The organism is Kiloniella majae, assembly GCF_002118315.1.
GTDB classification, from domain to species: Bacteria; Pseudomonadota; Alphaproteobacteria; order Kiloniellales; family Kiloniellaceae; genus Kiloniella; species Kiloniella majae.
On sequence record NZ_MTSZ01000001.1, the window covers coordinates 142166 to 153523 of the forward strand.

The following is an 11358-nucleotide window of genomic DNA, read 5'->3' on the forward strand; positions in this document are numbered from 1 at the left end:
AGTGGAAAAACTTTATCTGTTTGACTTAGAGCATTTGCGAGTTTCAAGCGATTTCATCGATGTGATTTTTCTTGCCGGAATGCTCCCGAACAAATGATGAGCCTCATGACTCAAAAATCCATACCAGCCAAGCAACCAATTTCAGATTGGTTTCGCCGGAATGTCGCTAAACTGGTTGTAGCACCGACTTTTGGTCTGATCATATTCTTTGTTTATGGCTTTATAGCCTGGACAGGATATATCTCTTTCACAAAGTCCAAGATGCTGCCAACCTATTCACTAGAGGGCTTTTATCAGTACATACGCCTCTGGAAAATGACGCCCTGGAATGTTGCGATGGAAAACCTGCTTGTTTTTGGCAGCCTGTTTATCCTTATCGCAATTGTCCTTGGCTGTTTATTAGCGATTGCACTGGACCAAAAAGTCCGTGCCGAAGGCGTACTGCGTACTGTTTATCTCTACCCAATGGCGATTTCCTTTATCATCACAGGTACAGCCTGGAAATGGATACTCAACCCAGGCCTAGGTATTCAAAACCTGGTACAATCATGGGGATGGGAAAGCTTTTCCTTTGACTGGCTTATCAATAGTGAAATGGCTGTTTACACCCTTGTCATTGCAGCGGTCTGGCAGTCATCAGGCTTCGTTATGGCGCTATTCCTCGCTGCGTTACGCGGTGTTGATAGTGAAATAATCAAAGCTGCTTATCTGGATGGTGCTTCCCTATCACGTATTTATCTCGTCATTATATTACCGACGTTACGCCCGGTATTCCTGAGCTGCTTTTTTATTCTCACGCACATGGCTGTGAAAAGCTTTGATCTTGTTGTCGCCCTTACAGGTGGTGGCCCGGGTTACAGCACGATCATGCCAGCGAACTTCATGTATGAAATGACATTTCGCCGCAACCAGATCGGCTTGGGCGCAGCGTCAGCAATGATGATGCTTGCGACAGTGATGGCTATCGTCATCCCTTACCTCTATTCCGAATTAAGGGAGAAGAAAAATGGCTGATCTTTCAGCACTCCCCGGTGGGAAAAGCCCTTGGCAATCCGCCGCAAGATTTGGTCTCTATACACTTTTGCTGATTTTTGCAGCTTATTACATTCTTCCGTTGATCGTTGTTCTTTCGACTTCTTTGAAAGACCTCGATGAAATCCGTAACGGCACACTGTTATCCTTACCAACAGAGATAAATTTCGATGCATGGGGCTATGCCTGGAATGAAGCCTGTATCGGTGTTAGCTGTACTGGGCTTAAACCCTACTTCTGGAATTCAGTGGCGATGACCATTCCGGCTGTCCTGATCTCTACTCTTCTGGGGGCTTTGACAGGTTATTCGCTGACCAAATTCAAGTTCAAAGGCGCAAACCTCATCTTTGCAATGATCCTGTTCGGTTGCTTCATCCCCTTTCAGGTTGTCTTGCTTCCGATGGCTCAGTCATTAGGTTATTTAAGAATAGCTAATACTGTACCGGGTTTGGTTCTGGTTCATATTGTCTATGGCCTGCCCTTTACAGTGCTTTTTTTCAGAAACTACTACGTCAATATTCCTGACGACCTGATCAAAGCGGCAACAATCGACGGAGCAGGTTTCTTTATGATTTTCTGGCGGATTATGTTGCCTTTATCACCCCCAATCATCGTCGTCACCATTATCTGGCAGTTCACCCAAATCTGGAATGATTTCCTCTTTGGGGCGTCTTTCACCACTGGTGGCGGGCAACCGGTTACTGTCGCACTCAACAACCTTGTAAACACAACAACTGGCGTCAAGCGTTACAATGTGGATATGGCCGCTGCCCTGATTACAGCAGCTCCAACACTCGTTGTATATGTATTGGCAGGTCGTTACTTCGTACGCGGTCTAACCGCTGGCTCAGTTAAAGGGTAAGGAGAAAAATACTCATGGCATCCCTATCCATTCAAAATGTCAAAAAATCATATGGCGCTATCGAAGTTCTCAAGGGCATTGACCTTGATCTCGAAGATGGTGAGTTTCTGGTCCTTCTGGGCCCATCCGGTTGTGGAAAATCAACACTGCTGAATATGATCGCAGGTTTGGATACCATTACAGATGGCGAAATCCTGATTGATCAAAATGTCGTAAACGATGTACATCCAAAAGACCGTGATATCGCAATGGTTTTCCAGAGCTACGCGCTTTATCCCAACATGTCCGTTGCCCGTAACATCGGCTTTGGTCTGGAAATGCGCAAAGTCACCAAAGAAGACCGCGAAAAGCGTGTCGATGAAGCAGCACGCATGTTGCAGATTGATCACTTGAGTGATCGCAAACCAGCACAACTTTCCGGTGGGCAACGACAACGGGTTGCCATGGGGCGTGCGCTGGTACGCGATCCTGAAATATTCTTGTTCGATGAACCTTTATCCAATCTCGACGCAAAACTTCGGGTTGAGATGCGTACAGAAATCAAAAAACTGCACCAGCGCCTTGGCACGACCATGGTCTATGTGACCCATGATCAGATTGAAGCCATGACCCTTGCCAGCCGTATCGCCATTCTGCGTGAAGGCGAAGTCCAACAGTTTGCTAGCCCGCAGGAAGTTTACGAGAAACCAGCTAACATGTACGTTGCTGGCTTCGTTGGCTCTCCGCCAATGAACTTTGTTCCCGCCGCCGTAGTCAGTGAAGATGGCAAGCTCGGCGTTTCTATCGAACGTACGGCCAATGGCAACAGAAGTTCAGTTTTCCTTGCCTTGCCGGATGATCGGCAAGATATCGGCGACTGGGTGGGACGTGATGTCATACTTGGTATCAGGCCGGAGACCCTGACACACCGCTCGGATGCAGAAATATCCTTGAACAAAGGCCTACAGGCATTTGACTGTCAGGTGGAAGTATTGGAACCTACGGGAGCAGATACGCTAACCTATATCGAACTCGGCGGACGCGAAGTCATCGCGCGTGTTAACCCCTATAATACCACAGCACCGGGAGAAACAATGGCGTTTATGGTTGATATGGGTAAAGCCAGTCTTTTTGATCCCAAAACCGAACTTCGCATCTAAAGCAAAGATAAAACATGATAGCAAACATGACCGCCCAAAAGGCTTTGGCTAAAAAAATATGGGAAGGACCTGCCCTGTTGGGTGAGTCCCCCCTTTGGGATCATCGCACTGGCTTCCTTTATTGGGTTGATATCGAAAATAACAAACTCTATCGGCAAAAAGAAGATGGAACCGACTATTCGTCACTGGATCTGCCTACCCCTGCCGGATCAATTGCCTTATGGCATGACGGCGGACTGATTGCTGCTATGGGTCAGGGACTTTCGCTTATTGATCCCGATCGCGGTGTTGTTACTGCTATAGCATCCGAGTTGAGTGACGATAACTGTCTGATGAATGACGGGAAGGCTGACAGATCCGGGAACTTTGTATTCGGAGCCAAACACCTCAAAGAATGCGATCCCGTTGCTGGGTGCTGGCGATATCAATCCGGCCAGATTAACCCCTTGGAACAAAAGTTTATCGTATTTAACGGGCCAGCATTCAGCCCCGCAGGTGACAGGATTTATTTTGCGAACTCACCAACACAACAGATCATGACCGCAAGTTATAGCCCCACGGAAGGGATAACCTCTCTACCAGAAGTTTTTGTTCAACTATCCGGCGACGACGGTTATCCTGATGGAATGACCGTTGATAGCGAAGGTTGCCTCTGGAATGCACAATGGGATGGATGGGCAATTACACGATACCGTCTGGACGGATCTGTTGATCAAAAAATTGATATGCCCGTTCAACGCCCTACGTCACTTTGTTTTGGTGGCGAGAACCTTAAAACACTTTTTGTGACCTCTGCATCAACCAGATTATCGCCAAAAGTATTGGCGGAAAATCCAGGTGCTGGTGCCCTATTCCAACTGGATTTGGATGTTGTAGGCTTACCTGAAGAAACCATCACAAAATAAATTAAAGTTATTAATTATGCTGTTGAAGAATAAAAACATTCTTATAACCGGATCCAGTAGCGGCATTGGTCGCGTCATCGCAGAAGAAGCCCTAAAGGAAGGGGCTAGTGTTTTCTTGCATGGACGACGAGATCATCTTGTCGAACAGGCTTTATCCGAGCTACACAAAGATTTTGGGGCTGACCGCGTTGCCGGGCTTGCCGGTGATATCGCAGATCCATCATTTCCCGAGAAACTGGTTACAACTGCTGTCAATAAATTCGGTAATCTGCATGGCTTGGTCAACAACGCCGGAGTATCACCGCGCCATAACATTGATACTGCTTCTGCTGAAGACTTTGACCAAATTATGTCGATCAACTTGCGCGCGCCCATGCTAACTATTCAAGCCGCGATGCAAAGCTTTCGGGATAACGGATCAGCAAGTGTCGTTAATATCGGTTCGATAAATGCCCACTGCGGGCAGCCGGACCTTTTGATCTATTCAACGTCCAAAGGCGGCCTTCAGACGCTAACAAGAAATCTAGGCGATGCTCTTGGTTTAGAAAAAATTCGCGTCAACCAGATCAATGTCGGCTGGACTTTTACGGAAAATGAGCATCAGCTACAACTCGCAGAAGGTAACCCAGAGAACTGGCTTGATAGTGTGTCGCCTCTCTCGGCACCCTCTGGCACGATCCTTCGCCCTGAACAGGTTGCCAATCATGTAGTATTCTGGCTATCCGATAAATCAGCGCCTGTCAGCGGAACCGTTTTTGAAGTTGAGCAATATCCCCTTATCGGCCGTAACCGCGTTACAAGCGGACAATAGAAGTAACTTTTCGCCTAGCTAATGCTCCCATAAAGCATTCCGGTTTAATAAAGAGAAAATGATGACACAACAACGGATCACCCCCGCAGAATTGAGAAGTAAAAAGTGGTTTGATGATGTTGATGATCCCGGCATGTCTGCGCTCTATCTAGAGCGATATCTTAATTTTGGCCTTACCCGCGAAGAGCTCCAATCCGGGAAGCCTATTATCGGCATTGCACAAACGGGATCAGATCTTACACCTTGTAACAGGCATCACACTGACCTTGCTGTGCGTGTAAAAGAAGGTATTCGCGATGCAGGCGGTATTCCGCTAGAATTTCCGGTGCATCCCATTCAGGAAACCGGGAAACGTCCCACAGCCGCGCTTGATCGAAACCTTGCCTATCTTGGTCTGGTCGAAGTTCTCTACGGCTATCCACTTGACGGCGTTGTCCTGACAACGGGCTGTGATAAAACAACGCCGGCCTGTTTGATGGCCGCTGCAACAGTAAACATTCCCGCGATTGCCCTTTCTGGCGGCCCCATGCTGGACGGCTATCACAAAGGCCGGACAGTCGGTTCGGGCAGTATCATCTGGGAAGCCCGGGAACAGCTGGCAGCGGGTGAAATTGATTACGATGGTTTCATGGATCTCGCAGCGGCATCAGCTCCGTCTGTAGGGCATTGTAACACCATGGGCACAGCCCTTTCCATGAATTGTCTGGCCGAAGCATTGGGCATGTCATTGCCAGGTTGCGCCTCTATTCCAGCCCCCTATCGGGAACGTGGGCAGATTTCCTACCATACGGGCAAACGTATCGTAGATATGGTCTGGGAAGACCTTAAGCCATCAAAGATTATGACCCGAGAAGCTTTTGAAAATGCCATTGTCTTGGCATCGTCATTAGGAGCTTCGACCAACTGCCCGCCTCACCTTATTGCCATTGCCCGCCATATGGGCGTTGAATTGACAATGGATGACTGGCAGCGTCTTGGCTACAGCGTTCCCATGATTGTTGATTGTCAGCCAACCGGACGACATCTGGGCGAGCGTTTCCACAAAGCAGGAGGTGTTCCCGCCGTTATTGCCGAACTAATCAAGGCAGAGTTGATCCACGAAGATTGCCTTACGGTGAATAATCAAACCCTCGGCGATAATAGCAGAGAAGCCTTTACCCACGACCGTGACGTTATCAAACCAACAGATGATCCCTTGTTGCAATCTGCAGGCCTGATGGTGTTATCCGGGAACCTGTTTGATAACGCCGTTCTCAAAACATCCGCAATCGACGAAACCTTTCGAAAAAGATATCTGGAAGACCCGGATCATCCCAATGTCTTCACAGGCAAGGCAATCGTCTTTGAAGGATCCGAAGATTATCACCAAAGGCGTAATGACCCCGACTTAGGTGTTACTGAAAATTCTATCCTTTTCATCAGAAACTGTGGCCCGGTCGGCTATCCCGGCTCTGCCGAGGTCGTAAACATGTTGCCGCCAGACAGTCTGGTCAAGCAAGGCATCACTTCCTTGCCCTGCGTTGGTGATGGTCGCCAAAGTGGAACATCGGGCAGCCCTTCAATTCTCAATGCCTCACCAGAAGCAGCCGTCGGTGGTGGATTGGCGCTTTTAAAAAGCGGTGATAAAGTCCGTGTTGATTTGAATACACGACAGGTGGACATGGTCATCAGTGATCACGAACTGGATGAAAGAAAAGCGAACCTCGTGTTACCAGAACTGGATAATCAAACACCCTGGCAGGAGATATATCGTTCCATGGTCGGTCAATTATCAACAGGCGCCTGTCTGGAGCCAGCAACACTCCACTTAAGAGTTGTTGATGAAAAAGGATTACCGAGGCACTCACATTAATCCAATATAACAGACATATGGATATTTTTTTGGACATATCGCTAGCCATTGAACAGGATCTGTCTTATAAAATGATCAAAATCTGCCAACCAGATATCCTATCTTTATCAAGTCCGGTTTAATCAGGAATAGTAACGTGACCTCAATTGGTATTATCGGCGAGTGTATGATCGAACTGTCCCGAGCGGATGTTTCTGGGACTGGTGTCTCTGGGGCTGGTGTTTCTGGACATCAGGGCGAGCTTTATCAAAAGCGATATGGCGGTGATACTTACAACACCGCCTATTACCTTGCCCAATGCGCTAAATCGAAAATCGACGTCAGCTATATTACCGCGCTGGGTGATGATGCCATCAGCGATGATATGATCGCGACCTTTTCTGCGGCAGGTGTCAAAACTGATTTGATAGAACAAATACCCGGCGCAGTGCCTGGGCTCTACGCGATACAGACGGATGAACATGGGGAGCGCAGCTTTCTTTACTGGCGTTCGGAAGCACCAGCCCGGCAACTTTTTCAAACCCAGCAAAGTGAAGCTTTGAAATCTGCGCTCCAGAAAAAAGACTGGCTCTATTTTTCCGGTATTACACTCGCCATCCTTTATCCCAAGGGCAGAGAAGCATTGTTCGACTTTTGCCAAACCTTTCGAGCACAAGGCGGTAAAATTGCTTTTGATATTAACTACCGCCCGCGCCTGTGGGCAAATGAAGACGAAGCAAGATCTGTTATTGACCGAGCTTACACAGTTTGTGATTTGGCCCTCCCTTCCTATGATGACGAAGCTTTGCTCTTTAAAGTTAGCTCACCTCAAAGCGCGATAGATCGCATTACAAAACTCGGTGCCAAAGAAGTTGTGTTGAAAAACGGCGCTGAAGAAATCTATGTCCACAGTCACAGTCAAACTGAAAAGCACGATATTGTTCCGGCAAGTGATGTGAAAGACACAACTTCTGCCGGGGATAGCTTTAATGCCGGTTATCTCTACGCACGGCTATCAGATCAGAATATTTCCACAGCGGTGAAAACAGGTTCAGATCTCGCAAAACAGGTAATTGCCCAGACCGGGGCCATTGTTCCCGTAACACCCCCAACATTTTAGATTCAGATTATAGCTATGACAGACACGCAACATCAAAGCTTCCTAAGCACAACACTTGAACAAGCTGTTATCTTACCCGTTCTGGTTATTGAACGTGTTGAGGATGCCATTCCATTGGCCGAGGCTTTACTGGCAGGTGGTTGTAATTCGGTTGAAGTCACCCTGCGTAGTGAAGCTGCGCTTGCCTCTATGGAGAAGATCGCTGCGCACATACCAGAACTTACGCTGGGTGCCGGAACGCTTTTGGAATGTGAGCAGTTCCAGCAAGTTAAAGATGCGGGCGCCAGTTACGCCCTGAGCCCTGGCACGACAAAAAAACTTGCCCAAGCTGCAATTGATGCTGATTTTGCCTATGTACCTGCCGCCGCAACGCCGTCTGAAGTTCTGGAATTACGTGAACTTGGCTTTAAGATTCAAAAACTCTTTCCCGCCGGAGCTTCAGGAGGCATTGAAATGCTTAAATCCCTGAGTTCTCCAATTGCCGATGTCCGCTTTTGCCCGACAGGCGGCGTTTCCACAACGAATGTTCAAGATTATCTGAAACAACCCAATGTTATCTGTGTCGGCGGCAGTTGGCTCGCCCCAAAAGATCTAGTCGCACAAAAGAACTGGTCAGCGATTACACAGATCGTTCAGAAAAGCATGGCCGCCGTTCGCTAGAATACAAAGCGTTTTATAATTTAGCCTTTAGCCTGCCATTAACGACTGGGCCCTTGCCGCAGCTTTATCAGCTTTTGCAATATCGCCCAGTCCTTTGTGAGCGCGGGCAACATAGTTCCAGTTTTGAACGGATGTATTCTTCAATGCGCAGCGTTCGTTTGCCAAAGCCAAAGCAAGATCATAGCGTTTCGATCTCAAGGCAGCTTCCAGAAGCGTCCAGGCAATAATATCTCGCTGCGCATGGCTACCGCCCAGACGGTGGGTTCGATAGCGCACAGCTAACAGGCGATCAACACAGCTATTATAGTTTTCGTTCTCGAAATCCTGTAGCGCCTGACAGAAAGGAAGTCCCACCTCACGGCTCATGGCAGTATTGGCATCGGTTGCATGATCAATGTAGCGTTCATTGGCTGTCAGCAGCTTTTTCGCGGCTTCAGTGCGCCCGTCAGAGACAAAGGTCATCATGGCATGGACATCATTAAAAGCATAAAGGGTGTCCGAAGCACTGGGCTCCCACTTGTCTGCCAGTGACGCCCAACGATCTCCTACATCAACGCCGAGTAATTTCAGTCGCCATAACAGTGCAGCAGCGTCAAGTTCTTCGTATTTATCAATCGTTTGATGCGGTGTTCTTAGATTATTGTCATAGACATCAAACACACGATCCATTTGGCCGATATCCAGGTGGAACAATGACAGATGCCACCATAGATGATTGGCAAAATGACTTTTTGACCAACTCGGGGCACGATCCCGCATAAAGCTGATACCGCCAGCCTGTCGTCCCTGCATTTCCATCACATGAGATACGGCATGAACAGCATAGGGATTATCCGGGCGGATCGCGAGCGACATCCGTCCCAGTTCTTCGGCCTGCAGATAATCAGAGTTCTCTTCAAGACCAAAAGAATAGAAGCCAAGGACAAATTCATAACCCGGCATATCTTCGTCCCAAAGGGCAAAGACCCGCGCGACACAATCCCGTTGTCCCGCAACATCACCAAGCAAAACATCTGTAAGATGGATCAATTGAAGAGCGAGAAGATCGTAAGGATAGCTGGTTAAAACAGCCTCCCACTGCTGAACAGCCCCGTAGAAATCCCCTTCAATCCAAGCTTTAACAGCTTTAATATGTCCCTTTTCCCGATCATTGGCTTTGTCCCAAAGTGCTTCGGCCGCATTCAACGCAGCAACCATTCTTTTATAGATACGGGTTTCAAGTGTTTGGGTCAGCCAGGCCGCCTTAAAACAATGCCCCATAATAAAGTCGGGATGCTCTTTGAGAACCTTGTCTATTCGTCCGATAGGATCACCATAAAAAGACATCGCACAAATATGTGCATCCTCCATGGCATCAATTGCTTTCTGATCTGAATAGGAAACAGGAACACCACGAATATCTTTTAAGGTCACGAACGATCTCTCCGTCTTTATAATTTGTCCGTCCCGAAGACTTACCATTAATAGGTTTATTATGGTCTTAGAACAGAATTACCGGCTTTCTATTATTGGGGCTTCTCTTCCGATATAAGAAAAGAAGCCCTAGTTTACTCTTTTTTATGCGCTTTTGGGCATAACACTTACGTTACGACCTCCGCCAGCAATTTCCAGTGCCTGATCCAAATCAGCGAGGATATCTTCTTCCTCTTCCAAACCAACGGACAGACGAACAAGGCTATCTGTAATATCATATTTCAGACGCTCTTCTTCCGTATAGGTAGAGTGGGTCATAGTCGCCGGATGCTGAATAAGTGTCTCTGCATCGCCAAGGCTAACGGCACGTACGATCATCTGGCAAGCATCGATCATCTTTTGCCCCATATCCAGACCGCCCTTGAGCTCCAGAGCAATCATACCGCCAAAGTCAGACATCTGTTTCTTTGCAACAGCGTGCTGTTCAAAACTTTCAAGGCCGGGATAATAAACCTTGCTGACAAGTTTATGATTTTCAAGATACTGCGCAACCGTATGTGCCGTTTTGCAATGACGATCCATACGCAAGCTCAGGGTCTTCAAGCCGCGAAGGATAAGCTGTGCATCCTGTGGAGAGAGAACCGCGCCCGTCATATCTTTGAGACCAATCAGACGGATATCATGCATAAGTTCAGCAGAACCAACGATAGCACCCGCTGTCAGGTCGCCATGCCCGCCCAGATATTTGGTTGCGGAATGCACAACCAGATCAGCGCCGAGTTCCAGCGGACGCTGAAGGTAAGGACTGCAATAGGTGTTATCGACAACAACGATAGCATTTTTGCTGTGTGCGACCTTTGAAATTGCTTCAATATCAACCACACGCATATTCGGATTTGCCGGTGTTTCAAAATACACAACACGGGTCTTGTCGCTGATTTCATCTTCCAGCTTCGCAGGATCTGTCAAATCAACGTGACGAACTTTAACGCCAAAACGTTCCAGACCATGATTAAAGAATGTGAAGGTACAGCCATATAGAGTACGGTCGACAATGATTTCATCACCGGGCTTCACAAGCGTCCAGAAAGCAGATGTTATCGCCCCCATACCAGAAGAGGTCACGAGAGCAGCCTCACCTCCTTCGAGGATAGCCATGCGCTCTTCCAGCAAGGCCAGGGTCGGGTTGGAAATACGGCTGTAGATATAACCACCTTCTTCTTCTGCAAAACGGCGACCACCTTGCGCGGCGGAATCAAAAGCAAAGGTTGATGTCATGTAAACTGGCGGGTTCAACGCCCCTTGATGATCCAAAGGGTTATAGGCGTGGTGGATTGCACGAGTGGCAAAACCTTTTTTACCAGCAACATCAGACATGTGTTTCTTCTCCCAGTATGAAGCATTTATTCTGCCACTGTTACAGCAACTGTCATGCCAACAAATATAATTGTTTTATTTCAAATAGTTATGCCATTGAACCTCACATTACTGTAAGAAATTTCTTACAGTAATTATATGACTAACAGTCTGCTTCCTTATTATCTTTGATTTTTAAGCAAATATATGCTGTAAATATTACCTTACG

At 47.6% G+C, this 11358-nt stretch carries 10 protein-coding genes; 8 read left to right on the top strand and 2 right to left on the bottom strand.

The window, feature by feature from the left end; translation table 11 throughout:
• Positions 1-105: 105 nt before the first annotated feature.
• The 8 genes from BKB51_RS00665 (at position 106) to eda (ending at position 8360) form a co-directional block, all read left to right on the top strand.
• Positions 106-1014, top strand: coding sequence for a carbohydrate ABC transporter permease (locus BKB51_RS00665; protein ID WP_085900157.1), 909 nt, complete (start codon positions 106-108; stop codon positions 1012-1014).
• Complete coding sequence (locus tag BKB51_RS00670; protein WP_085899176.1) at positions 1007-1894, top strand: carbohydrate ABC transporter permease; 888 nt, start codon at positions 1007-1009, stop codon at positions 1892-1894. The genes BKB51_RS00665 and BKB51_RS00670 overlap by 8 nt, the downstream gene beginning before the upstream one ends.
• Positions 1895-1908: 14 nt before the next feature.
• Positions 1909-3033 carry an ABC transporter ATP-binding protein gene (locus tag BKB51_RS00675; RefSeq protein WP_085899177.1) on the top strand — a complete coding sequence of 375 codons (1125 nt, stop codon included), beginning with the start codon at positions 1909-1911 and terminating at the stop codon, positions 3031-3033.
• A gap of 14 nt (positions 3034-3047) precedes the next feature.
• Complete coding sequence (locus BKB51_RS00680) at positions 3048-3938, top strand: SMP-30/gluconolactonase/LRE family protein (protein ID WP_085899178.1); 891 nt, start codon at positions 3048-3050, stop codon at positions 3936-3938.
• Positions 3939-3954: 16 nt separating this feature from the next.
• The gene (locus BKB51_RS00685; protein ID WP_085899179.1) at positions 3955-4749 is read left to right on the top strand and encodes an SDR family NAD(P)-dependent oxidoreductase; all 795 of its coding nucleotides are present in this window, start codon (positions 3955-3957) and stop codon (positions 4747-4749) included.
• 58 nt (positions 4750-4807) lie between these two features.
• Positions 4808-6601 carry an IlvD/Edd family dehydratase gene (locus tag BKB51_RS00690; RefSeq protein WP_420843482.1) on the top strand — a complete coding sequence of 598 codons (1794 nt, stop codon included), beginning with the start codon at positions 4808-4810 and terminating at the stop codon, positions 6599-6601.
• A gap of 136 nt (positions 6602-6737) precedes the next feature.
• Positions 6738-7700: a sugar kinase gene (locus BKB51_RS00695; protein WP_085899181.1), complete on the top strand. Its 963-nt coding sequence runs from the start codon at positions 6738-6740 to the stop codon at positions 7698-7700.
• Between the two features lie 15 nt (positions 7701-7715).
• Positions 7716-8360 (top strand): bifunctional 4-hydroxy-2-oxoglutarate aldolase/2-dehydro-3-deoxy-phosphogluconate aldolase, encoded by a 645-nt coding sequence (gene eda / locus BKB51_RS00700; protein ID WP_085899182.1) that lies wholly within the window; start codon positions 7716-7718, stop codon positions 8358-8360.
• A gap of 27 nt (positions 8361-8387) precedes the next feature.
• Here the strand turns inward: eda and BKB51_RS00705 are convergent, their stop codons facing one another.
• Together BKB51_RS00705 and BKB51_RS00710 are read right to left on the bottom strand one after the other, a co-directional pair.
• Entirely contained in the window at positions 8388-9773 is a 1386-nt protein-coding gene (locus BKB51_RS00705) for a tetratricopeptide repeat protein (protein ID WP_085899183.1), read from the bottom strand.
• A 144-nt stretch (positions 9774-9917) separates the two neighbouring features.
• Positions 9918-11150, bottom strand: coding sequence for a methionine gamma-lyase (locus BKB51_RS00710; protein ID WP_085899184.1), 1233 nt, complete (start codon positions 11148-11150; stop codon positions 9918-9920).
• Positions 11151-11358: the final 208 nt, after the last annotated feature.